The following is a 24144-nucleotide window of genomic DNA, read 5'->3' as shown; positions in this document are numbered from 1 at the left end:
GCAGACGACTTCGCCCCCTGTCGGAGCGTCGACAGGGGGCGAGGTCGGTGCGCCGTCCCGGGTCAGCCGGCCGCCGGTTTGGTGCCGATCGTGGAATACAGCCGCCAGCCGGTGGTGACCAGGCCCGGCCGGCCGGCGACCTCCTGGAAGCGGTCCAGGATGTCGTCGTCCAGGCCCGACTCGGCGAGCCGAGACCGGAGTTGCCGGGCGTTGCAGGCGTACAGGCGGTGCGCGAGGCCGGGTCCGGCGCAGTCCGCGTCGGAACGGGTCACCCGTACGTCGGTCAGCCCCGCCTCGACGAACGCGTCCTTGGTCGCCGCCGCCCATTCCAGGTCGGCGCCCCGGCTGCGCAGTTCGGCCAGGATGCCCGCCACGACCTCGGTGAACACCTTCTCGTCGGCGGGGTCGGCGCAGGCCAGGACGCGTGGTGGCTCGGGGCAGTACCAGTCCTCGACGACCAGGACACCGCCGGGTTCCAGCGCGTCGACCAGGCGCGACAGGATGGCCCGGCGCTCGGGTATGTGCAGCAGGACCAGTCGCCCGTGGATGCCCCGGTAGGGCCGGCGCGGCAGTTCGTCGGTGCGCAGGTCCAGCGGGAAGGTGCGGATCGGCGCGCCGTCGACGGGAGTGGCGAGCGGGCGCGCGTCCAGGTCGGTGGCGTGCACGACGCCGATCGGACCGATGCGGCGGGACAACTCCCGGGCGATGCTGCCCAGTCCGTAGCCGATCTCCAGCCATTCCTGGCCGGTCGGGTCGTCGAGGGAGTCCAGCACCATCCGGGTGCTGGGGTCGAGCAGGCTCTGCAAAGTCTCCAACTGGAAGGTGATGTCGTCGGCTTCGGCGAACGCGTACAAGAGCCCTCCTGGGGTGGGTGGAGCGGTGGGGAAGGGGACCGGCGGGATCAGCCGCCGAGGACGGCGAGCTGCTCGACCGCCACGTTGGCCCGCTTGGGGCCGTCGTTGCGCACCTCGAAGCGGTACCACTGCTGCACCGGCGAGTGCGTGGCCGGGTTGAGCTGCATCACGCCGCGGGGGCTGTCGATCTGCCCGACGTTGCCCAGCGCGGTGTTCACCGCCTCGGGGGTGAGCGTCTTCTTCTCGGCGCGGACTGCGGCGATGGCGGTGTCCAGCGACCGGGCGATGTCCCACGCGGCGACCGCGTAGATGGTCGGGCTGCGGTCCGGGTGGCGCTGCTGCCACGCGGCGACGAACGCCCGGTTCGCCGGGTTGTCCAGGTCCGCGCCGTAGGTGGCGAAGGTGGTGATCCCGGCGGCGGCGTCGGCCTGCGCGTCGAGTTGGCGGCCCTCGGTCAGCGGTCCGCTGCCGTACAGCGGGAGCTTGGCCGCCTCGGAGGCCTTGTACTGCTTGACGAAGTCGACCGCCGCGGTGCCCGCGTAGAACGCGTAGACGGCCTTGGCGCCGCTCTGCGCGATCTTGTTCAGGTAGGGCAGGAAGTTCTGGGTGGCCGGGAAGGGGGTGAAGGTGGTCTTCCCGTCCGGGTTGGCCAGCGTGCCGCCGGCTTTGGTGAACGACTCGGTGAAGCCCTTGAGTTGGTCCCAACCGCCCTGGTAGTCCGGGCCGATCGCGTAGACCGGGCCGTTGACGTGTTCCTTGACCCAGGGACCGGCGGCGGCGCCGGCCTCGTAGGACTGGGTGTTGAACGACCAGACGTGCGCGGTCAGTTTGGGATCGGGGAACTCGGGTCGGCCCGCGACGCCCATCAGTGCCGTGTTGTTGGCCGCCGCGATCGGCAGCACACCGGCCACGCTGCCGCCGCTGACGATGCCGGTGATCGCCAACACGTTCTGCTGCTTGACCAGTTCGGTCGCGGCCGGGACGGCGGTCGGCGGGCCCGCGCCCTCGTCGCGCACCACGATCTCCGCCTTGAGCCCGCCGAGCTTGCCGCCGTGCGTGTCGCGGTACAGCTCCAGCCCCGCCCGGGTGTCCTCGCCGACGGCGGCGTAGGGACCGCTCGCGGGGGTGAGCAGGCCGATCTTGGCGACGGCGTCGGATGCCTTGCCCTTGTCGTCACCGGCCGCACTGCCCGAGCACGCCGACAACACCAGGAGTAAACCGGTGGAGGCGATGGCCAGCGGGACGCGGGTGCTGCGGAACCGTCTACTGGTGCTGCTGCGCATGTCGGTCTCTCTCTCGGCAGGTTCGCGATACGGGGGTTCGAACTCTCCGGGTGTGGCTGCCGGTTCACTCACGCGACGAGGTGGAAGGCGGTCTCGGGGCGCGCGGGTGCCGGGCGGGGCGGACGCGCCGGATCGGCCGGTGGGCCGGGGCGCGCGAATACTCCGGACGACCCGGGCGGATGGCCGGGGCGCCCGGCGGGGGCAGCCGGGATCGTGGGGTCAGAAGACCCGGCTGGGAGCCGGCATGCGGGCGGGTTGCGGCTGGAGGCCGCGACCGCGCGCGAGCGGGGTCAGGGACGGGCCGACACGCTCCATCAGCGCGTGCATCGCCCGGATCAGGTTGCCGACGTCGGCGTTCCAGGTGGTCGCCACGATCAGCGCGGAGGGGTGCACCTGCCCGTCCGGTCCCGGACTGGTGTTGCCCATGGTGAGCAGCAGCCCGTGCTCGGCCTGCGACATCAGCACACTGACCGGGCCCAGCCCCATCAAGTCGGCGCTGTAGTCCTGCATGAGCAGGGCACCGGGCGCACTCGACGCGATCTTCTCCGCGTTCGCGATCCACGCCGCCTGCGCGGCGGCGTCGGTACGGATGCGACCGGGCAGCGCGGCCTGGGCCACCAGCAGCGAGTCGCCGCTGGCGGCGACCGCGTGCAGCACGTCGGGAGCGTGGTCGTGCACGAACTGGCGCATGAAGTCGTCGAGCACGCTCTGGTCGACGGCGGGCTCGGTCATGGGGATTCCTTGGGGGTCCGGGTGAAGGGCAGGTCGCGGGCGCCGCGCCCGAACGAGGCGGCGGCGGCGCTGGCCTGCGCGATGTCACGGGTGGGTGGGGCGGTACGACGGAACTGGGTCGCCTGTCCGGTGCGGCGTTCGCGGCGGGGCAGGCCCTGCGCGGTCAACTCGGGCGCGTAGTTCGCGGGGAGCGGGCCGCCGACGACCGGGGCGGACGCACTCGGATCCGCTCCGTGCGGGTGGCTGCCGTTGGCGGCGCCGCCGTTCGCGGCGTTGCCGTTCGGGCCGTGGCCGTTCACGCCGGCGCCGATGGCGATCGGGCGCGCGGGGCCGATCTGCGGGGTGCCCGGTCGGGTGACGTGCTCCACCCGGCGTCGATGGCGGCCCACCGAGGCGATGATCGCGTGCGGCAGCACGATCTCGACCACCGTGCCGCCGTCCGCGCCCGGTTGCAGCTCCACCGCGATCTCCAGCGGGCGGGCCTGGAGCGCGACCACGGTCAGGCCGGTCTGGCGCAGCGAGGGCAGTGCGTCCACGTCGGCGCGCAGCCGCCGGTTGAGCAGTTCCGGGTCGCGGTGGCCCACGCCCTGGTCCCGCACGCGCACCAGGACGCCCGCCTCGGTGCGCTCCGCGGTGACCTCGACCTCGTGCCGACCGGAGAAGCGGGCCGCGTTGTCGACGATCTCGCCGACGATCTGGGTCACCGCGCCGACCGTGTCGCCGGCGAGCGTGACGGACGTGGGGATGCCCTTGAACGCGATGTCCGGCAGGCGTTCGTAGTTGGTCACCCGCTGGGCGCCGGCCCGGACCACCTCGTACAGCGGGGTGTCGGGCCACAGCCGGTTCGGCGGTTGCCCACTGAGCACCGCGATCGAGTCGGCGAGCCGCTTGGTGCCCTCGTTGCCGTGGTCCACCTCGAAGACCGTGCCCAGTTGATCCACCGTCAGATTGGATTCCTGGAGCCGGTCCAGGGCGCTGCTGACCCGGCTGGTCTGCACCCGGATGCGTCGGGCGACGTCGCCGAGTGCGTCGTTGTACTCGCGCTGGGCCAGCACCAGCGACGCGCTGTGTTCGACCGTGCTGTAGGCGAGCCGGGTCAGCGCGCGGGCCAGGTCGGCGATCTCGTCGGCGCCGCGCTCGCGGTCCGGCTGCGGGCCGAGCATCTTGACCGCGTACGCCGCACCGCTCTCGTGCGGGCCCAACGCGTCGCGGCGGCGCAGGTCGGCCTCGACGGCGGGCAGCGTCTTCTGGGTCATCTCGGTGACCCGCTCGGCCAGGGTCCGCAGGCGCCGGTGCAGCAGGCGGCCGAGCCAGGCCGCGGCCGCGGCGGCGGCGAGTACCGCACCGATCAGCACCGCGCCCTGGACGCCGGCCAGCCACCACCGGTCGCCGGTGACGTCGGCCACCTCGCGCGCGATGTCGGCGTCGGCCCGCTGCTCCACCGACCACAGGCGGTCCGCGCGTTCGGCCAACGCGGCGCGCCAGACGTCCGGTTCGAGCGATTCGCGGCCGAGCGCGTCCTCGGTCTGCGCGACCCGGATCATCTCGAAACCGGCCAGTGCCCGGGCGAGGCGGTCGCGCCAGCCGGTCGGGGCGGTGACCGCGAACGCCTCCAGCGCCTGGTCGTGCGCGGCGCGTGCGGTGGAGGCCGCCTCGAGTGCCGGCCCGCCCAGTGGTCCGGCGCCGAGCGAGCGCAGCACGGTGACCTGTTGCTGGCCCAGCGCGGCCCGGGCCTGGGTCAGCGAGGTGATCGCGCGCAGTCGGGCGGCGATGTCGGTGGATACGCCCGGGTCCAGCGCGACCCGGGCGCGCAGGTCCACGGTGGTGCCGATCCAGGCCCAGTAGCGCACGGCCGCCGCCGAGGTGGCCACGCCCCGCCGGTCGATCTGGGTGCGCAGGCCCGGCAGGCCGCGCAGCGCGGTGTCCACCGCGGTCAGTGCGGCGCGTTCGCCGGCGGAGGCGGGTTCGAGGTCGCGGCGCCGGTTCTCGTAGCGGCGGATGGCGGTCTCGCTCGCGTCGATCGCGGTCCGGTAGTCGGCGCTGGTGATCGGCCCGGGGCCGCGGGAGAGCAGGGTCACCGCTGCGGCGCTCTCCGCCTGGAGTCGGCGCCCCACCTCGCCGGCGTCGGCGGAGACCCGGACCAGGTCGTGCGCGTGGTCGGCGGCCTGGGCCTGTTCGACCATGGTCAGGATCGCGGATCCGGCGAAGAAGACCATGCCCGCCGAGGGCACGACGACCATGAGCGTGATCAGGCCGCGCACCCGGGGGCGAATCCGGGCGGCGATTCGGATCCGCAACGGGGGCCGCGCCGAGTCGACCGAAGGCCGCGCCGAGTCGACCGGGGGCCGCGCGGAGTCGGCGGGCTGCGCGGGCGAGTCGGCGGTCGCCGGGCGGGAGCGACGTATCTTCATCCGAGTTCGCCTCTTCGGCCGGGCCGGCCGGATCGTGCGTACCCGGACGGGCGCGGGTTCGCCGGGTGTGCGGGGGTGCTCGCCCGTCGGGCGGCGCGGGCCGGGGCGGGTCGTTGGGGTCGACCGGGCCGGGTCGCGTCGGCGACGTGAGGGGGACGGCGGAGTAATCGCAACACGGGCAGTGATCCCTGAAGGATGGTCGGTGGGAGGGAGTTCGCGACGATGGTGCTCGCGAGGGGCGGGCCGTCGGGGGCGGGCGCGACCGACCTGGCACGGTGCGGGTGATCGGAACGGGTCCCGATGCCCGGGCCCTTCGCGGTCGGGCGCGCCGGCGTCGGCGGGCTCGTGGGGTGCCGGTGCGATCGGGGCAGGCGGTACCGGCGCCTCCGCTTCCGGTTCGAACGCGGTTGGATCGCCGTACGGTGAACGCCGATTCGATCCGGCCCCGGCTTGCGATCAGCGGGCGTCCGCGCGCGCGTCATGGGCGGCCGGGGGACGCGCGCACGCGCTAGCCGGCGCGGCGCGGCCGGTTCACCCGAGCCGAACTCGCGGTCGGCAAACCGGCGTTCGGGTCCCGGAGCGGCGTCCTCGAACAGCTCGCCGACCGTTCCGGGATCGTTCGGTCGCGAGCATTCGACGCAAAAACGCCCATGAACGGATCACTCCTCGCAAGGGGGTGCGGGGTCGACCAGGAAGCGCCCGATTGCGGCTGGGGCAACTGTTCGCATCGGTGCGCACACACACTGTCCCTGCGAATCCACCGGACGTCAAACGAAACTTGGGTGTCGGCCCGCCTCTGTTGTCACTGTCACGGTCGGGATCGACGCCCTTTGCCCCGGCGGCAGTTCGCCGCCGAGGGCGGTTCGGCGCGCCGAGTGGGGGCGGATCGCGGCGGTCGACGGGGGAGGACGCGCGCGGTGCAGGGTCACCGGTTGGTGGGGTGCTGTCCACCCGGGCCACTTGCCATTTTGTGCCGATCGAGAAGCTCGGCATTGTCGCTGTCGGGACGGCCCGTCAAGACTGGTCTGGACCAATCTCCCGCACTCCGTCCCCCCAGGAGCCGTCCGATGTCACCCATTCCGCACGCCTTCGTCGAGTCCGCCAAACCCCATGTACTGGGCCTGTTCCGGATCGTCGTCGGGCTGCTGTTCACCTGCCACGGCACCGCCTCGCTGTTCGGCTTCCCGGACGGCGGGCGCGGCACCGTGCCCTCCGGCGAGTGGCCGGGCTGGTACGCGGCCGTGATTCAACTCGTGGGCGGCGGGCTGGTGTTGCTCGGGCTGGGCACCCGGGCCGCCGCGTTCGTCTCGTCCGGATCGATGGCGTACGCCTACTTCACCGAGCACCAGAAGCTGGATCTGTGGCCGATCCAAAACGGTGGCGAGGCGTCGGCGATGTTCTGCTGGGCCCTGTTGCTGATCGTGGTGTTCGGGTCGGGCAGCTTCGCGCTCGAGCGACTGTTGGCGCGTGGCGGCGCCGACACCTCGAACGCGCCGGCCCCGTCGAAGGAGTCCGCACCGGCGGCGCTGCGATGAGCACGGCCCCCCGGTAGCGGCGACCGGCGCCCCGGGGCGGTGCGCGAGGTTCAGCCCAGACTGTCACGGCGGATGCGGGCCGCCAGCCACAGATCGAAGCGATCGTCACCGTCCTGCGGGCGCCGGCCCGTCAACCGCATCGCCTTGTCCACCCGATTGCGCACGGTGTGCCGATGCACGTCCAGGCGCCGACTCGTCTCGTCCCAGGAGCCGCCGGTCTCCAACCACACGGCCAGCGTCGCGGCCAGTTCGCCGCCGGGGTCGGCGGCGTCGATCGGCCCCAGCACCGCGTCCGCGTAGCCGGCCAGCGTGCGCGCGTCGGCCAGACCGAGCAGCAGCCTGCTCGCGGTGCCGTGCCGAGCCTCCACCGGATGCCCGGCGGCCCGGCTCACCGCGAGCAGGCTGCGCGCCTGCCGGATCGAGGACCCGGCCGCGTCCGGCGCGGCGGCCGGGCCGATGCCCGCCGCCCGACCCGGGGCGAAGCGGCCGAGGATGGCCCGTACGTCCAGCTGGGCGCCCAGCACCGCCTCCACCGCGCCGCCCGCCACCCGGACCAGGCCGCCGGGCAGGGCCAGTGCGAGGTCGGCCGCGAGCTCGGCCGCGTCGAGGTGCCCGGTGTCCGCGTCCGCCGGATCCGGATCCAGGCCCACCACCACACCGCGCACCTCCCGCGCCGCCAACCCGGCTGCGGCGAGCACGTCGCGCGCCTGCTCGGCGGTGGTGCCCGGGGCCAGCAACCGACCGAGCAGCGCGGCCCGACGCCGACGCACCGGTTCGTCGGCCAGGTGCCGGCGCTCCAGCTCCAGGGACAGCAGCGACACCAGGCCGGACACCAGCAGTCGGGCCGCCGACTCGACCGGACCGGCCAGCACCAGCAGCCCGCGCAGCCGCCGGGCGCCCAACGGCTGCACCTCCACCCGTACACCCTGTGCGTCGCTGCTGCTGCCGCTGCCGTGCAGGCCCCGGGCGGCCACCTTCCGGATCAGGTCGGTGCTCGCCGCCAGCAGCGCCACCGCGTCCGCCGAGCCGTCGGCGCCCGGCGCCTCGGGCGGACCGGCCAGGCTGTCCGCGACCAACCGGCCCACCGGGTCGGCGACGATCGCGTCCACACCGGTCGCGGCCCGCCAGGCGCGCAGCGTGGCCAGCACACCGTTGCCGGAGGCCGCCGCGATGGTCAGCCGGCGCTGCGCCTCGAACGCGTGCTCCAGGGCCAGCCGCTGACGGGCGGCGCGGGCCTCGAACACGGCCTTGGTGACCGCGATGAAGGGCACCTCGTCCGGGACCGTGAGCAGCGGCAGGCCGGCCGAGCGGGCGGCCCGGATCAACGGCTCGGGCGCGCTTTGGTGCGGCAGCTCCCGACCCAGGCCCAGCACCAGGGCGCACGCGCCCGCGCCCGCGACGTCGCGCACGTACGCGGCGCAGGCCGCGTCGGTCATCGGCAGCAGCAGGCCGATCGTCATCAGCAGCTCGCCGCCCTGGAGCCAGTGGCCGGGAGTGAGCAGCTCGGACACGTGCGCGGCCTCCACCCTCCGGTCCAGGTGCTCGGCGCCGGCGGCGACCGCCAGGCGCAGGTCGGGCAGGGCCACCAGATCAAAGATGCGCAGGGCGCCGGAGAAATCGGGCATGGCGGACCGGCCGGTGGGTGCGGAGGGCGGGATCGTCGACGAGGGCATGGACATAGTGTCCACCCGTCTCCATCAGATTCGACATGATATCGATCGTTTACGGTTGTTAACCGGGCGTACCTTCAAGCGTCATCCCATCGATCACGCTTCGTCCCCCCGACCGTCGTCCCCGACGCGTCGACCGAACGGGACCAGGACCGCAGGAGAGCCCATGGACGCCACCAGGCCACCGCGCGCGGCCCCCGCCACCGCCCGCCACGCCGCCGTCCCGGCGGCCGGGCCGGTCGCGACCGGCCCCGGGGCGGACACCGCGCCGCGTCCCGGGGGTGTGGCCATCGAGACCCGCTCGATCGACTACGTCCCGGCCCGCGAGCGGCACGGCAAGGTGTGGCACCAGGGCCCGTTCTGGTTCACCGGCAACTTCGTGCTCACCACGATGGTCACCGGCTTCATCGGTCCGGCCCTGGGCCTGGGACTGGGCTGGTCGGTGCTGGCCGTGGTGCTCGGCGCGTGCTTCGGCACCTTCTTCATGGCCTTCCACGCCAATCAGGGTCCGCGGATGGGCCTGCCGCAGATGATCCAGTCCCGCGCCCAGTTCGGCATCCGCGGCGCGATCGTCCCGTTCGTCGCGGTCGTGTTCGTCTACGTCGGCTTCAACGTGTTCAACGTGGTGCTGGCCACCGAGGGTCTGCAGACCGTGCTGCCGGGCGGCTCGACACTGTGGTACGCGGTACTGATCTCGATCGCGATCGTGCTCGCCGTGGTCGGCCACGACCTGCTGCACCTGGTCCAGCGCTGGCTGACCTACGCGCTGATCGCGGTCTTCGGGGTGCTCAGCGTCGGCGCGATGGTCAACCTCGACGTGGCCACACCGGCCGGCGGCGGCGGGATGTCCTGGACCGCGTTCCTGGTGGTCTTCTCCGGCGCGGCCGGATACCAGATCAGCTACGCCGTCTATGTCTCGGACTACTCCCGCTACCTGCCCGCCGATGTGCCCGCGCGCAAGGTGATCTGGTGGACCTACGCGGGCGCGGCCGGCTCGGCGGCGTGGCTGATGTCGCTGGGCGCGCTGCTCGCCTCCGCGCTGCCGGACCCGGACGCGATCGGCGCGGTGCGCCGGGTGGGCAACGACATCGTGCCCGGCTTCGGTACGTTCGCCGTGCTGGTCTCCTCGCTCGCGCTGATCAGCATCATGGCGGTGAACGCCTACGGCGCGATGCTCACCACCACCAGCGCGATCGACGCCTTCCGGCCGGTGCGGCCGACGGTGCGGGTCCGGGTGGCCGGGATCGTGGCGATCGAGGCGATCGTCTTCGTGGTCGCGATCGTGCTCCCGGACGACTACCTGGGCAGCTTCAACGACTTCGTGCTGATGATGCTCTACTTCCTGATCCCCTGGACGGCCGTCAACCTGGTGGACTTCTACCTCGTCCGGCGCGGCCACTACGCGGTCACCGCGATCTTCGACCCGCGCGGCATCTACGGCCGGTGGTCCTGGCGCGGTCTGACCGCCTACACCGTCGGCTTCGCGGCGATGATCCCGTTCTTCAAGACCAGCTTCTTCACCGGACCGGTGGCGGACGCGCTCGACGGCGCGGACCTGTCCTTCGCGGTCGGCCTGCTGGTCGGCGGCGCGCTGTACGCGTGGCTGTGCCGCGATCTGGACCTGACCGCCGAACGGGCCGCCGAGCGCGCGAGCGAGGCCGAGCTCGAAGGCGCCGACGCGCCGCGGGGGGTGTGAACGTGACCGAGACCGTGGTGGCCTGCGCGCAACTCGCGCTGTCCGTCGGCGACGTGGCCGGCAATCGCCGCGCGGCGCTGGCCGCGATCGAGCGGGCCGCCGAGGCCGGCGCCGAGGTGTTGGTCCTGCCCGAACTGGTGAACAGCGGCTATGTGTTGCGCGACGCGGCCGAGGCCGCGGCGCTCGCCGAGCCGGTGGACGGGCCGACCGTGACCGGCTGGCGGGACGCGGCCCGGCGACACGACCTGATCGTGGTGGGCGGCTTCGCCGAGCGCGACGCCGACGGGGCGATCCGCAACTCGGCGGTCCTGGTCGACCCGAGCGGCGTACGGGCCCGCTACCGCAAGGCGCACCTGTGGGGTCGCGAGAGCGAACTGTTCGTCCCCGGAAGCGAGTTGCCGCCGGTGGTGGACACCAGGGTGGGGCGGATCGGGGTCCTGGTCTGCTACGACGTGGAGTTCCCCGAATGGGTGCGCACCGCGACACTGCGCGGCGCGGACCTGCTGTGCGCGCCGGTGAACTGGCCGTTCGCGCCCCGACCCGCCGACGAGCGGCCGGCGGAGGACATCCGGGTGCAGGCGAACGCCGCGGTGAACCGGGTGTTCGTCGCCGCGTGCGACCGGGCCGGCCCCGAACGCGGCACCTCGTGGGTCGGCGGCTCGATCATCGTCGACCCGGACGGCTTCCCGCTCGCCGGTCCACCGGCCGAGGACGCCGAACACCTGCTGCTCGCCCGCTGTCGGCTCGCCGACGCCCGGGACAAGCGGATCGGCGCGCACAACGACGTGTTCGCCGACCGCCGACCGGAGTTGTACGCACCGATCGTGAACCCCGCCCCCGGCCCCTCCGCCTCCCTCGACGAGCACACCGATGAAAGGACCGAGCGATGACCGGCGCCCCCCGAGGACCCATCGACGCCACGCGTGTACCCCGCTTCGCCGGCCCGGCCACGTTCGCGCGGCTGCCGCGAGCCGACGAGGTCGAGCACGTGGACGTCGCGGTGGTGGGCGTGCCGTTCGACAGCGGCGTCAGCTACCGCCCCGGCGCCCGGTTCGGCCCCGCGCACGTACGCGCCTCGTCCAAGCTGCTGCGGCCCTACAACCCGGCCCTGGACGTGTCGCCGTTCGCCGAGCAGCAGGTCGCCGACGCGGGCGACATCGCGGTCAACCCGTTCGACATCGGCGCCGCGATCGCCGACCTGGAGCAGGCCGCCCGCGCCTTCTCCGCGCGCGGCACCCGGCTGCTGACCATCGGCGGCGACCACACCATCGCGCTGCCCCTGCTGCGTGCGGTGGCCGCCGAGCACGGCCCGATCGCGGTGGTGCACTTCGACGCGCACCTGGATACGTGGGACACCTACTTCGGCGAGCCGTACACGCACGGCACGCCGTTCCGCCGCGCGTCGGAGGAGGGCCTGCTGGATCCGACCCGCTGCCTGCACGTGGGCATCCGCGGGCCGCTGTACGGGCCCGACGACCTGCGTGAGGACGGCGTGCTGGGCTTCCAGGTCGTGCACAGCGACGACTACCAGGACGCCACCGTCGCCTCGGTGGTGGAGCGCATACGCCGCCGCCTGGGCACCGGTCCGGTCTACGTCTCGGTCGACATCGACGTGCTCGACCCCGCGCACGCGCCCGGCACCGGCACGCCCGAGGCGGGTGGGCTGACCAGCCGCGAACTGCTCAACACGCTGCGCGGCCTGGTCGGCCTGAATGTGGTCGGCGCCGACATCGTCGAGGTCGCGCCCGCCTACGACCACGCGGAACTGACCGGCATCGCCGCCGCGCACGTGGGCTACGAACTGCTCTCCGTCCTGGCCCGCAACCGCCGCGACGGCCTGTCCGGCTGACCGCGCGGACGCCCGCGTCGAGCCGACGCCGACGAACTCGACGCGCGGGCGCGGCGACCGCTCACGGGGGCGGTCGCCGCGCGGGATATCTTCGTGTTCGTCGCGGCCGGTGGGCGGGGTCTCGCCGGTGCCACGCGGCAGGCGCGCACGGCGCGTGGGCTGCGGCCCGCGGGGGCGTACGAGAGCACGAGGAAGAGGACGGCACGGGATGAAGTACGTGAAGCTCGGCAGCACGGGGTTGGACGTCTCGCGGATCTGTCTCGGCTGCATGAGCTATGGCGTGCCGGAGCGGGGCACGCACCCCTGGACGCTGCCCGAGGAGGCCGCCCGCCCGCTGATCCGACAGGCCGTCGAGGCCGGGATCAACTTCTTCGACACCGCGAACGTCTACTCGGACGGTACCAGCGAGGAGATCGTCGGCCGGGCGCTGGGCGAGTTCGCCCGCCGCGACGAGATCGTGATCGCCACCAAGCTCAACGGCCGGATGCGGCCCGGACCCAACGCGGCGGGGTTGTCCCGCAAGGCCGTACTGACCGAGATCGACAACTCGTTGCGCCGGCTGGGCACGGACTACGTGGACCTGTACCAGATCCACCGCTGGGACACCGCGACGCCGATCGAGGAGACCATGGAGGCGCTGCACGACGTGGTCAAGGCGGGCAAGGCCCGCTACATCGGCGCCTCGTCGATGTACGCGTGGCAGTTCGCCAAGGCCCAGTACACCGCCGAGCGACACGGTTGGACCAGGTTCGTGTCGATGCAGAACCACCTCAACCTGCTCTATCGCGAGGAGGAGCGGGAGATGTTGCCGCTGTGCGCCGACCAGGGCGTGGGGGTGATCCCGTGGAGCCCGCTGGCCCGGGGCCGGCTCACCCGCGACTGGGGCGCGGACAGCGCGCGCAGCGAGACCGACGAGTTCGGCAAGACGCTGTACGGCGAGGCGGACCGGCCGATCGTCGAGGCGGTCGCCACGATCGCGGCCGAGCGCGGCGTCTCGCGTGCGCAAGTGGCGCTGGCCTGGATCGCGAGCCGGCCCGGGGTGACCGCGCCGATCGTCGGCGCGGGCAAGCCCGGCCACATCGAGGACGCGGTGGCGGCGCTGTCGCTGTCGCTGACCGAGGACGAGATCGACCGCCTGGAACGGCCGTACACACCGCGACCGGTCGCGGGTTTCGCCTGATCCGGACCCCCGGGCGGGCGGCTCGTTGCGCTCGTACCTCGCGTGCTTCGGGCGCGGGGCCGAACAGAGCCGTACCGCCGTCCGGAGGGGACCGGACGGCGGTACGGGGATCGGACGTCGAGACGACTGTCCCGGCGCCGGCCTTGCCTGTCGTGCCGACTGCCGCGCGCTACTTGAGTCCGTTGTCGAGCGCGGTGATCAGGGCTCCGTTCGCGGTGTCGCCGGACATCTCCCAGATCATCGCGCCGAGTAGGTTCTTGGATTTGAGGTAGGCCGTTTTTTTGGCGATCGACCACGCGTCGTCGAACGTCCACCACTGGCCGCCGGCCCCGGTATAGCCGTAGGTCGAGACGGATTGTTCGTCGTGGTAGACGGTCAGATTGGGCACACTGGCAAGGAGGTTCGAGTAGCCCCTGGTCCCGGCCTCCTCGGCGAACTGGCCGGGTGCCGCCCCGCCGGCCGCCTGCCATTCGCCGTGCGCGCCGCCGTCGGCGACGGCCTGCCAACCTCGGCCGTAGAACGGGAATCCGATGGTCAACTTGCGTGGGTTGACGCCGGCGTCGGTGTAGATCTTCACCGCGTCGTCGATGCTGAAGTGGGTCGGATACGGGTCCTGCGCGTCGGTGTACAGGTTGGCCTGGTCACCGGTGCGGTTGGGCTCCCAGGAGTTGTCGCTGCCCGCGCCGTGGAAGTCGTAGCCCTGCACGTTGGCGACGTCCAGGTAGTCGAAGATCTTCGAGACGTCCCAGCCCTGGTTCACCTTGACCGGATCGGCCGGGGTGAACGCGGTCAGCAGCTTGCGCGGACCGGCCGTCGCGTCGAGTTGCTTGCGGAACTCGGCGAGCAGCAGGGTCAGGTTCTGCTTGTCGTTGACGTTGTAGTGGTTGCCGGCGTGGCCGTCGGGCGAACCGGGCCACTCCCAGTCCACGTCGATGCCGTCGAAGACCCCGGCGCCGGTGCCCGGGCCGCCCGCGCCGTTGTAGACCGGCAGGTCGCCCTTGATCCAGATGTCGATGCAGGACTTGACCAGCTTCTGCCGGGACGCCTCGGTGGCCGCCGCGTCCGAGAAGAACTTGGAGTACGTCCAGCCGCCGAGCGAGACGACCACCTTCAAGTGCGGGTACTTCGCCTTGAGTTGCTTGAGCTGGTTGAAGTTGCCGCGCAACTTGGCCCAGCCGTCGTCGGCCACCCCGTTGACCGATTGCGCGGCCGACATCGGCCGGGCGTAGTCGGCGTCCGCGTCGCCCGCGCCGGTGCCCTGGTCGGGGTCCTGCGGGTTGGCGGTGGTGCCCTTGGTGACGCCGGCCATGCAGGTCAGGTTGACCGGATCGATGTTCTCGAACGCGTAGTTGATCACGTCGAGCTTGGCCGCCGAGCCGGAGGTGTCCAGGTTCTTCACGAAGTACTGGCGCCCGTAGATGCCCCACTGCACGAAGTAACCGACCCGCAGGTTCTTGCCCGCGCCGGCGATGTCGTCGGTGGTGACGTCGAGCGCGTTGGACGCGGGCGAGGCGTTGTCCGCCGCGTCCCGGGCCTTGACCGTGAAGGTGTACTTGGTCACCGGGGACAGCGCCTCGATCGTGGCCGCGGTGGTGCCGGCCGGGACGGTCTTGGCCAGGGTGCCGTCACGATAGACGTCGTACGCGGCCACGCCGACGTTGTCGGTCGACGCGGTCCAGGCCAGCGCGACGGTGGAGGAGGTCTTGCCGGTGCTGCGCAGGGTGCCCGGCGCGGTCGGCGGGGTCGGATCGCTCGCCGGGTCCACGGTGGTCACCGTCGTGGGCGGACCGAGCGGGCCGAGGTTGCCCCGGGTGTCCTTGGCCCGGACCGCGTAGGTGTACGCGGTGGCCGGCGTCAGGCCGGTGAGGGTGGCCGAGTTGGTCGGCACGGTCGCGACCGTCGTGCCGCCCGAGACCACCTCGTAGCCCGCCACCTGGTAGTCGCCGCCGGTCGCGGCGCTCCAGTCGAGCGCGATCGAGCGCGCGGTGACGGTGGTGGCCCGCGGGGCGCCCGGCGCGGAGGGCGGGACGTCGGGCGTTCCGTCGCACTTGTCGCCGTTGACGGTGCAGTGCAGGGGCGGCCCGGCCGGGCCGTTGCCGATGAACCAGTAGCTGAACGGGTCGGTGCTGCCGCCCGCCGCGATGGTCCCGTTGTAGTAGGCGTTCTTGACCGAGACGTGGCTGCCGGTGACCGTGGCGTCGCCGTAGTAGTTGCCGGTCACGGTGACGCCGGCGGGCAGGTCGAACTCCAACTGCCAGCCGGTCACGGCGGCGGTGCCACCGTTGTGTACGACGTAGGTGCCCTTCCACCACGAGCCGTTGTCCTGGATGGAGAACGTCGCGGTGAGTTTGCCGGCGGCCTGGGCGGAACCGGCGGACAGCCCGGTGAGCACGGCCAAGGGCAGGACGAGGACGGCGAGCAGGGCCAGGGCCCGGCTGCGGAATCGGCTGCGGAATCTGCGCTTGTGAGGGGACATGGCTCTCTCCCTGTGTGCGTGGTACAGGGCGGTACGGAACCGTGCACGCGCGCGCCTCACCGGGGTGATCACGATCGGCGATGTGGGACATCCACCGTGATCCGAAGCAGTCGCATGGCGGATTGGTCTGGACCAAAACGCCTCTTGGAAGGTAATTGGTCTGGACCAGGACGTCAACAGCCGAAGTCCGTTGCAAATGGCAGCCGTTGGGAGCCGCTGGACGCGCACGGGCCGGATGCGGGCAAGGAGGCGAGCCGCCGACGCAGGCGGGTGCGGTCGTGAGCCGGGTGGTTGGACTACCGTGGCGGTGTCGGGGCCGAACGTGTCGCGACAAACGCGCGAGAACGGGATCGGATCGTTGAGCGAGGAAGAGCCGAATCGACCGCGGGACGCCGACGAGACGTTCGCGCGGGTCCGGGCCGGACACGTGTTGCGTACCGAGCCGCACCCCGACGCGGCCGGGCCCTCGGGCGCCGACGCCGATCCGGACGTCGCCGAGGTGCTCGCTTGGTGTACGTGCCTGCTGTGGCGCTCGCGCCTGCCGTGGCCGGCGCACGAGCACCGGCGTGCGTTCGACGAGCACCTGGCCCAGGTCCGCCGGGCCGTCCGGGCCCTGCCCGCCGACCTCGTCGACGGCCGGTTCGCCTACCTGCCCTGCGTGGACGAAGGCGCCGCGCTCGCGGTCGCCGCGACCTGGATCGACCTGGGCAGCGCCCGCAGCCGCCTGTTCCTGGACGGCACGGGCGTGGTGATCGCGTTCGCCGACGTACAGTTCCCCACCGAGGTCGCGCTGTGGGCGCTGCGCAACGACCACGCCGACCCGTCCGCCGCCTACCTCCTGCACGCCTTGGAGTACGCCGCCCGGCAGCGCCCACCGCAGTAGTGAGCGTGCCGGTCCGGCGCCCCAGGGACCGAAGACACTCCCTAGGCTCGGATCGAGGCCGCCATCCGGGCGACCGCCTCGGTGAGGATGTCGGGGTGGGTGGCCAGGTTGAATCGGGCATGCCCCGCGCCGCCGGTGCCGAAGTACGTGCCGCAGCTCAGGGCGACCCGACCGCGTTCCAGGAAGCGTGTCGCCGGGCTGTCGCCGAGGCCGAGTTCGCGGCAGTCCAGCCAGGCCAGGTAGGTGCCCTCGGCCGGGGTGTAGCGCACGCTCGGCAACCGGTCGGCGAGCAGTTCGGCCAACAGGCGCCGGTTTTCGTCGAGCCCGACCAGGAGTGCGTCCAGCCACCCGACGCCGTCGCGCAGCGCCGCGGTGTGCGCGATCACGCCGAGGTGGCTGCAACCGTCGGCCGCCTCCGCGGGCATCCGGGCCAGGTCCTCGGCGGCGGCCGGACCGGCCACCGCCAGCGCGGCCTTGAGCCCGGCCAGGTTCCAGCCCTTGGAGGCGGACATCAGCGACAGGCCGTTCTCCGCGCCGGGCACGCTCAGGTACGGCACGAGAACGTCCGGCGAGGCCAGCGGCGCGTGGATCTCGTCCACCACGACCCGCACCCCGTACTCGGCGGCCAGCGCCGCCACCGCGGTCAGCTCCGCCTCGGTGTGCACGGTGCCGGTCGGGTTGTGCGGGTTGCACAGCAGATAGGCGACCCGCTCGCCGGTCGCGCCGGCCGCGCGGAAGGCGGCTTCCAGGACATCGAGGTCGATCCGGTGATCCGCGCCGAGCGGGGCCTCGACGACCTGCCGGTCCATATGCGTGACAAACGCGTAGAACGGCGGGTACACCGGCGAGTTGACGATCACCCGACCACCGGGGTCGGTGACCAGCCTGAGCATTTCGACCACACCGAGCATCACGTCCGGCACGATCGCGGTGCGTTCCACCGCGAGGGTGCGCCAGTCCCAGCGCTTGGCGGCGAAGTCGGACAAGGCCTGGGCGTACGCGGTACCCGTGGCATAGCCGGTGTCGCCGAGGCGGACCGCGTCGATGATCGCCTGCGCGACCGGCTCGGCCGGCAGGACGTCCATCTCGGCGACCCACACCGGCAACACGTCCTGCGGGTACACCCGCCACTTCTCGCTGGTGCGCTGCCGCAGCTCGGCGAGCGAAAGCGCGCGCAACGGGTTGGCGTGCTCGGGTATGTACCGCGGCAGGCTCTCCATGGATCCCACCATAGGCGAGGCGTCCGGCGGGGCCGCAGCCTGTGGCCGGGGTGCGTCGGGCGTGCGCCGGCCCAGCCGGTGCGTCGCCCGGCGCCGTCGGGGGATTCGCCCACCGAAGTCGGCACCGGCCGGCAGGATGCTCGGTGTCCGGCCTCAAGCCGGACGACGGGGCGGTGATGTACCGGATGACGGAATGCTCTTTCGTCGAGTTCGTGCGCACGGCGACGGGATCGGTGCCGTACGCGTATCAGGAAACCCTCGCGCGGGACGATCTGCCGCAGGTGTTGTGCGTGCCGACCGGGTGCGGGAAGACGGTCGCGGCCGTATTGCCGTGGTTGTGGCGGAGGTTGGCGCATCCCAGGTCCGCGGTGCGCCGGGCGACACCCGGCCGGCTGGTCTACGTGTTGCCGCTGCGCTCCTCGGTCGAGCAGACCCATCGGCTGATCGGCGCATGGATCGAGCGGCTCGGCCACGCCGGGGACGTCGACGTGCACGTGTTGTCCGTCGGGGCCGAGCCCGAGGCCGACGACTGGCAGGTGCGGCCGGCCCGGCCCACCGTCCTGATCGGGACCCAGGACCTGGTGTTGTCCCGCCTGTTGATGCGCGGCCAGGGCGAAGGGCGGGCGTCCTGGCCGCTGTCGTTCGGACTGCTGCACGCCGGCACCCGGTTCGTCTTCGACGAGCCCTACCTGATGGGGCCGGGGTTGGAGACGTCGGCGCAACTTCAGGGTTTGCGCGACGAGTTGGGCACGGTGGGCGGCTCGTCGACGATGTGGATGACGGCGATGCCCGATCCGTCCCGGCTGGGCACCCCGGACCACCCCACGGTGGCCCGCGTGGTGAACGCGCTGGACCTGCCCGTCGAGGCCGAGTTGGCCCGACGCCTGGAGGCGGTACGCACGATCGAGTTCGCCGCCATGCCCGCGATTCCCGAGTCCTACCCGACGGCCGTGGCCGAGGAACTGCTCCGCCGGCATCGGCCGGGGACTCGAACGATGGCGGTCCTGAACACGGACGAACGGGCCGACGCGGTACGGGCGGCGCTGGACGTCCTGGCGACCGGACGGGCGCTCGCACCCGAGGTGCTCGGCCTGCACGCGCGCTTCCGCCCGCCCGAACGCGCCGCGCTGATCCAGCGGTTGGCCGAGGAGCCGGGGCCGGCCGGGCAGATCGTGGTGACCACCCAGGTCGTCGAGGCCGGCGTGGATGTCACCGCGCGGGTGCTGCTGACCGAGGTGGCCCCGTGGCCGTCGATCGTGCAGCGGGCCGGGCGGTGCAATCGCGACGGCCGAGAGTCGGATGCGCGCCTGGTGTGGACGTGGCCGCCGATGGACCGGGCCGGCGGGGCCGGACACGTGCCCTACGCCGGTGCGGATCTGCGGTGCGCGGCAAGGGCGTTGACCGATCTGGAGGGGCACGCGGTGACCACCGCCCGGTGGCCGCGGATCGCGGTGGCGACGGGCGCTCCGGTACGGTACGTGTTGCGGCGCGCGGACCTGATGCGGCTGTTCGACACGCTGCCGGCGCCGGACGCCGACGAGGCGGGGGCCGACGAGGTGGCTCGCTGGATCCGGGACGACGCCGATCCGCACGTCGCGGTGGCGTGGCGGCACTGGCCGAACGGCCGCCCCGACGAGCGCGAGCCGTACCCCCGCCGGGTGGAGATGTGCCCGGTGCCGGTCGCCGAGGTGGCCGACGCGCTGGCCCGCCGGCCGAGCGGGTGGTGGGCCTTCGATCGGGCCGGCGGTTGCCGGCCGTTGACGGCGGCCGACCTGCGACCGGGCGCGGTGGTGCTGGCCGCCGCCGAAGTCGGCTGCTACCACGCGGCATCGGGCTGGGGGAGCCGGCACCCGGGGCCGGTCCCGGTCGTTCGCCTCGACAACGGCCTCCGCGACAACGGCCTCCGCGACGACCGCCTCCGCGACGACGTCGCCCCGGCCGACGTCGAGCGGCCCGAGGAGCCGTGCGCGCAGCGCTGGGTCGACCTGCCCCAACATCTGGCCGACGTCGAGCGCGACGTGCGTACGGTGGCCGGCGAGCTGGCCGAGACGGGGTTCGTGATCCCCGGACACCTGGTCACGTCCGCGGCGCTCGCCGGGCGGTACCACGACCTGGGCAAGGCGCATGCCGCGTTCCAGGCAATGTTGTGCGACGACTGCCCGCCCGGCGCCGAACCACCGGGCCCGGGCCCATGGGCGAAGTCCGGCCACGACCGGGGCACGCACTCGCGCGCGCACTTCCGGCACGAACTGGTCTCCGTGCTGGCCCTGTTGCACCCCGAGGTCCACCTGCTCACCGGCGTGCCCGACGCGGACCTGATCACCTACCTGGTCGCCGCGCACCACGGGCAGGTCCGGGTGGCGATCCGGCCGATGCCGGACGAGGTGGAACGCGCGGTGCCGCGCGTGCTCGGCGTCGAGACCGGCGACCGGTTCGGCCCGGTCGAGGTGCCCGGCGACCGCCGAGTGCCCGCGATCGTGCTGGACCCGACCGTGCTCCTCGCGGGCGGCACGCACGTCGATCCCCGCGCGGGCGCCTGGGGAGCCCCGGACGCCTCGCGGGCCCCGGGCACGTCCGCGGCCTGGACCGCGCGCGTGCTCCGGCTGTGCGACGCCCCGGGACTGGGCCCCTTCCGCCTCGCCTTCCTGGAGGCCCTGGTCCGGGTGGCCGACCGTCGGGTCAGCCGCTCCTACTGCCGGCCCGCGCCGCCGCCCTGACCGCTCCCATCGCCCCCACCGGCCCCGCGCCGTCGATGGTGTGCCGATGGATTCCGCCCCGGATGCCCCGGCTGGGATCGAGGCCGCCGGATCGTCGTCGCAGGGAGGGCCGCGTGAGTACCGACCGCGCACGACGCGTCGAAGTACCGTCGGACCTCCCGTCCGACCGGACCCGGCGGGTGCCCACTACACCTCGGCGTTCGAGCTGCCCACCTCGACGGCACGCTCGTGGACGCCCGAACAATGGGCCCGCGCCGTGTTCGAGGGTGCCCCGCTCGCCCTGCGTGGCGTGCTGCTCACCGGATGGACCGCGGTGCTGCGCCTGCGGTTGGGCCCGAGACCCTCGCCGAAGCACATCCTGGGTTGGCCGATCGCGGCGGCCGACGCCGACTCGATCACCGTGACCGCCCGCTCGCGCCTGATCACCGCGCACAACATCGTGCTCGTGCGCGACGTGAGCGTCGTGTGGACCACGGTGGTGCGCTTCGAGCGGCCCAATCATGCGACCGATCCGGGGCGCCGCCGCGCCGATTCACCACCTGACGATCCCCTGGCTGCTCCACCGCGCCCGCCGCGACGCCCCGCCCGCCTAGGCCCTGCCCGGCGGATCCTGGTGGATCAGGCCGCGTTCGACCAAGCAGCTTCGGCATCAGCCGTGTTCGCCTCCCCCGCCGCAGGCGCGATCAGGTCCGGGATACCGAGGGCGCCCGTCCGGGCACAGGATGCGTGGTCATAACATGCATTCGACCGTGAACCGGAAGGAGCGTCATCCGTGCGCAGGATCCTCGTCGTCGGTGCCGGCCACTCCGGGCTTCAGCTCGCGTTGGGGCTCCAGGACCATGGCTACGACGTCACCGTGATGACCGAGCGCACCCCGGAGGAGATCCGGGCCGGCCGGGTCAGCTCGACGCAGATGATGTTCCCGTCGCAACTCGCCCTGGAGGCGGCGCAGAACCTGGACCTGTGGGACGACCAGGTGCCCAAGCTGCCGCACACCGGGTTCACCATCCCCGGCCCGGACGGTGTGCCGTTCGTCGACTGGCTCGGCGACATGGGCGGGTCCGAGTCGGTCGACCAGCGGTTGAAGATGTCCACCTGGCTGGAGCTGTTCGCCCAGCGAGGCGGCCACGTGGTGCTGCATCCGGTCTCGGTCGGCGACATCGATTGGTACAGCCGGAACTACGACCTGGTGATCGTCGCGGCGGGCAAGGGCGAACTGGTCACCATGTTCGACCGCGATCACGAGCGCTCGGTGCACACCGTTCCGCAGCGCCGGCTGGCCGTTTCCTACCTACACGGCGTCACGCCGCGCCCGGAGGTCGGCCGCCAGGCGGTGCACCTGAACGTGATCCCGGGACTGGGCGAGTTGTACTACCTGCCCGGCCTCACGCTGACCGGGCCGTGCGAGATCGTGCTCGTCGAGGCGATCCCGGGCGGTCCGTTCGACCTGTTCACCGGCGTTCGCGACGCGCAGGAACACTGGGCGCTGACACTGGAGTTGATCCGCACGTACGCGCCGTGGGACTACGAGCGCACGCGCGCGGCCGAGTTGACCGACGCACTCGGCGTGCTCAGCGGCTCCTTCACCCCGGTGGTGCGCCGCCCGGTTGCGGAACTCCCCTCGGGCGGGCTCGCGTTGGGCATCGCGGACGTGGTGGTGGCGAACGACCCGATCAGCGGTCAGGGCGCGAACAGCGCGGCCCGCGCGGCGGCGGTGTACCTTGCCGCGATCGTCGAGCACGGCGACAAGCCGTTCGACCGGGACTGGATGCTGGACACCTTCGAGCGGTTCTGGGCGTACGCCCGCCACTCGGTGAAGTTCACCACCGCGCTGCTCGCGCCGCCGCCCGAGCATGTGGTGCGGCTGCTCGCGGCGGGCAACGACAACCGGCACGTGGCGGATCGGGTGGCTCGCGCCATCGACACCCCGGCCGACTTCGAGAACTTCCTGTACGAGCCGGACCGGACGGACGCCTATCTGCGCGAGGTCGGCGCGCCGGCCTGATCGACCGCCGGGCGCGGACGGGTGGCCGTACGGGCGAAGCGCATGCCGCGATCCCGGAGCGAGCCGTGCTTGAGCATCAGCACGTCGCGTGGATAGTTCTGGTGCAGCCGCCACGGCGTGGTCGGCCCCTGCTTGGGCAACTTCGCGGTGGCGCGCAGCACATAGCCGGACTTCAGGTCGATCAGCGGCTCCAGCGGTGCGTCGGCCGAGGGGGCCTGTGGCAGGCAGACCCGATAGCCGTGCGCGTCCATGTGGTTCAGCAGCCGGCAGACGTACTGGCTGACCAGGTCGCATTTGAGCGTCCAGGAGGCGTTGGTGTAGCCCAGCGCGAGCGCGAAGTTGGGCACGCCGGAGAGCATCATGCCCTTGTAGGCCACCGTTTCGGACAACTCGACCGGGGTCCCGTCCACCCGCAGCGTCATCCCGCCGATGGCGAGCAGGTTCAGACCGGTCGCGGTCACCACGACGTCGGCGGCCAGTTCGGCGCCGGAGTTCAGGCGCAGGCCGGTCTCGGTGAAGCCGGCTATGGTGTCGGTGACGATCGAGGCGCGTTCGCCGTGCAGGGCGGTGAACAGGTCGCCGTCGGGGACGAAGCACATCCGCTGGTCCCACGGGTTGTAGCGCGGGGCGAAGTGGGTGTCCACGTCGTAGCCCTCGGGCAGTCGGCGGATCGCGTCCTTGCGCAGCAACGACCTCATCAACGCCGGTGCCCGGCGCGAGACGTGGAACGCGAGCATGGCCATGCCGACGTTCTTGGCCCGGATCAGCGGATAGGCGAACCGATCCGGCAGCGCCCGGCGCAACCGGGCGCCCAGTACGTCGCGCGAGGGCAGCGCCATCACGTAGCCGGGCGAGCGCTGGAGCATGGTCACGTGTGCGGCCGTGCGGGCCAGCGACGGGACCAGGGTGACGGCGGTCGCGCCGCTGCCGATCACCACCACCCGTTTGTCGGCGCAGTCCAGGTCCTCGGGCCACGCCTGCGGGTGCACGACCCGACCGGCGAAGTCGGCCAGGCCGGGGAAGTCCGGGGTGTAGCCCTGGTCGTAGCGGTAGTAGCCGGTGCATACGAACAGGAACGAGCAGGTCAACTCGACGCTTTCGGTCGCGGTCCCACCCGGCTCCCGGGTCGTGGTCCCACCCGGCTCCCGGGTCGTGTTCGCACTCGCGTTCCGGGCCGCGGTCCCGTCCCGGTCGTGCTGCCGGTCCACGCCGGATTCGCCGCCGGTGGGCGTACGTTCGGCCCGGACCGTCCAGCGGGCCGTCTCGCCGGACCACTCGGCGTCGAGCACCCGGTGGCCGAAGCGCACCAGTTCGTCCACGCGGTGCTCGCGCGCGGTGTCGCGTATGTAGTCCCGGATCGCCGCGCCGCCGGCGATCGACTCGGCGGCGGTCCACGGGCGGAAGGAGTACCCGAGCGTGTGCATGTCCGAGTCGGAGCGGATCCCGGGGTAGCGGAACAAATCCCAGGTTCCGCCGATCGCGTCGCGACCCTCCAGGATCAGCACGGACTTGCCCGGCGAACGCTCACGCAGGTGGCACGCGGCCACTATCCCGGAGAGACCGGCACCGACGATCAGGACGTCGACGTGTTCCGTGGCCATGCCAGTCCCCATTTCGCGACCGGGCGCCGCCG

Annotated in this window: 17 protein-coding genes; 9 read left to right on the top strand and 8 right to left on the bottom strand. The window is 72.6% G+C overall.

Going from position 1 to position 24144, the window contains the following annotated elements; translation table 11 throughout:
• Window positions 1-62 precede the first annotated feature (62 nt).
• From ACIBSV_RS38370 to ACIBSV_RS38355, 4 genes are all read right to left on the bottom strand, one after another.
• Window positions 63-854: a class I SAM-dependent methyltransferase gene (locus ACIBSV_RS38370; RefSeq protein ID WP_395871542.1), complete on the bottom strand. Its 792-nt coding sequence runs from the start codon at window positions 852-854 to the stop codon at window positions 63-65.
• A 47-nt stretch (window positions 855-901) separates the two neighbouring features.
• Entirely contained in the window at window positions 902-2137 is a 1236-nt protein-coding gene (locus ACIBSV_RS38365; RefSeq protein ID WP_395871540.1) for an ABC transporter substrate-binding protein, read from the bottom strand.
• Between the two features lie 219 nt (window positions 2138-2356).
• Window positions 2357-2869 carry a hypothetical protein gene (locus tag ACIBSV_RS38360; RefSeq protein ID WP_395871538.1) on the bottom strand — a complete coding sequence of 171 codons (513 nt, stop codon included), beginning with the start codon at window positions 2867-2869 and terminating at the stop codon, window positions 2357-2359.
• Window positions 2866-5280 (bottom strand): nitrate- and nitrite sensing domain-containing protein, encoded by a 2415-nt coding sequence (locus tag ACIBSV_RS38355; RefSeq protein WP_395871536.1) that lies wholly within the window; start codon window positions 5278-5280, stop codon window positions 2866-2868. The genes ACIBSV_RS38360 and ACIBSV_RS38355 overlap by 4 nt, the downstream gene beginning before the upstream one ends.
• Before the next feature lie 1067 nt (window positions 5281-6347).
• On the opposite strand from ACIBSV_RS38355, the gene ACIBSV_RS38350 reads away from it, so the two are divergent.
• Window positions 6348-6815 carry a DoxX family protein gene (locus tag ACIBSV_RS38350; RefSeq protein WP_395871534.1) on the top strand — a complete coding sequence of 156 codons (468 nt, stop codon included), beginning with the start codon at window positions 6348-6350 and terminating at the stop codon, window positions 6813-6815.
• Between the two features lie 50 nt (window positions 6816-6865).
• Here ACIBSV_RS38350 and ACIBSV_RS38345 read toward each other — a convergent pair whose 3' ends face one another.
• Entirely contained in the window at window positions 6866-8488 is a 1623-nt protein-coding gene (locus ACIBSV_RS38345; protein WP_395871532.1) for a PucR family transcriptional regulator, read from the bottom strand.
• Window positions 8489-8651: 163 nt separating this feature from the next.
• Between ACIBSV_RS38345 and ACIBSV_RS38340 the strand changes: the two genes are divergently transcribed.
• The 4 genes from ACIBSV_RS38340 to ACIBSV_RS38325 all read left to right on the top strand — a co-directional run bounded on the left by ACIBSV_RS38340 (window position 8652) and on the right by ACIBSV_RS38325 (window position 13210).
• Window positions 8652-10181 carry a purine-cytosine permease family protein gene (locus ACIBSV_RS38340; protein WP_395871530.1) on the top strand — a complete coding sequence of 510 codons (1530 nt, stop codon included), beginning with the start codon at window positions 8652-8654 and terminating at the stop codon, window positions 10179-10181.
• Between the two features lie 2 nt (window positions 10182-10183).
• The gene (locus ACIBSV_RS38335) at window positions 10184-11071 is read left to right on the top strand and encodes a nitrilase-related carbon-nitrogen hydrolase (protein WP_395871528.1); all 888 of its coding nucleotides are present in this window, start codon (window positions 10184-10186) and stop codon (window positions 11069-11071) included.
• Window positions 11068-12030: an agmatinase gene (speB, locus tag ACIBSV_RS38330; protein WP_395871526.1), complete on the top strand. Its 963-nt coding sequence runs from the start codon at window positions 11068-11070 to the stop codon at window positions 12028-12030. Before ACIBSV_RS38335 ends, speB begins: the two co-directional genes overlap by 4 nt.
• A gap of 208 nt (window positions 12031-12238) precedes the next feature.
• Window positions 12239-13210, top strand: a complete 972-nt coding sequence (locus ACIBSV_RS38325; protein ID WP_395871524.1) for an aldo/keto reductase — start codon at window positions 12239-12241, stop codon at window positions 13208-13210.
• A 169-nt stretch (window positions 13211-13379) separates the two neighbouring features.
• Here ACIBSV_RS38325 and ACIBSV_RS38320 read toward each other — a convergent pair whose 3' ends face one another.
• Window positions 13380-15686: a glycosyl hydrolase family 18 protein gene (locus tag ACIBSV_RS38320; RefSeq protein ID WP_395871522.1), complete on the bottom strand. Its 2307-nt coding sequence runs from the start codon at window positions 15684-15686 to the stop codon at window positions 13380-13382.
• A 358-nt stretch (window positions 15687-16044) separates the two neighbouring features.
• Between ACIBSV_RS38320 and ACIBSV_RS38315 the strand changes: the two genes are divergently transcribed.
• A complete protein-coding gene (locus ACIBSV_RS38315) occupies window positions 16045-16569 on the top strand; it encodes a hypothetical protein (protein ID WP_395871520.1) in 525 nt (174 codons plus the stop codon).
• Between the two features lie 41 nt (window positions 16570-16610).
• On the opposite strand, the gene ACIBSV_RS38310 is transcribed toward ACIBSV_RS38315, so the two are convergent.
• Window positions 16611-17789, bottom strand: coding sequence for a MalY/PatB family protein (locus tag ACIBSV_RS38310; RefSeq protein ID WP_395871518.1), 1179 nt, complete (start codon window positions 17787-17789; stop codon window positions 16611-16613).
• A 143-nt stretch (window positions 17790-17932) separates the two neighbouring features.
• Here ACIBSV_RS38310 and ACIBSV_RS38305 point away from each other — a divergent pair, with 143 nt between their 5' ends.
• From ACIBSV_RS38305 to ACIBSV_RS38295, 3 genes are all read left to right on the top strand, one after another.
• A complete protein-coding gene (locus tag ACIBSV_RS38305) occupies window positions 17933-20506 on the top strand; it encodes a DEAD/DEAH box helicase (RefSeq protein WP_395871516.1) in 2574 nt (857 codons plus the stop codon).
• A 256-nt stretch (window positions 20507-20762) separates the two neighbouring features.
• Window positions 20763-21242, top strand: coding sequence for a hypothetical protein (locus ACIBSV_RS38300; protein ID WP_395871513.1), 480 nt, complete (start codon window positions 20763-20765; stop codon window positions 21240-21242).
• Window positions 21243-21278: 36 nt separating this feature from the next.
• Complete coding sequence (locus ACIBSV_RS38295) at window positions 21279-22511, top strand: styrene monooxygenase/indole monooxygenase family protein (protein ID WP_395871510.1); 1233 nt, start codon at window positions 21279-21281, stop codon at window positions 22509-22511.
• On the opposite strand, the gene ACIBSV_RS38290 is transcribed toward ACIBSV_RS38295, so the two are convergent.
• Window positions 22481-24112, bottom strand: a complete 1632-nt coding sequence (locus ACIBSV_RS38290) for a flavin-containing monooxygenase (RefSeq protein ID WP_395871507.1) — start codon at window positions 24110-24112, stop codon at window positions 22481-22483. The two genes, ACIBSV_RS38295 and ACIBSV_RS38290, sit on opposite strands and share 31 nt — an antisense overlap.
• Window positions 24113-24144 lie beyond the last annotated feature (32 nt).

Source organism: Embleya sp. NPDC050154, from assembly GCF_044460165.1.
Lineage (GTDB): Bacteria > Actinomycetota > Actinomycetes > Streptomycetales > Streptomycetaceae > Embleya.
Note: the sequence above shows the minus strand (reverse complement) of the source record. Positions and strands in the feature narration are given on the sequence as shown.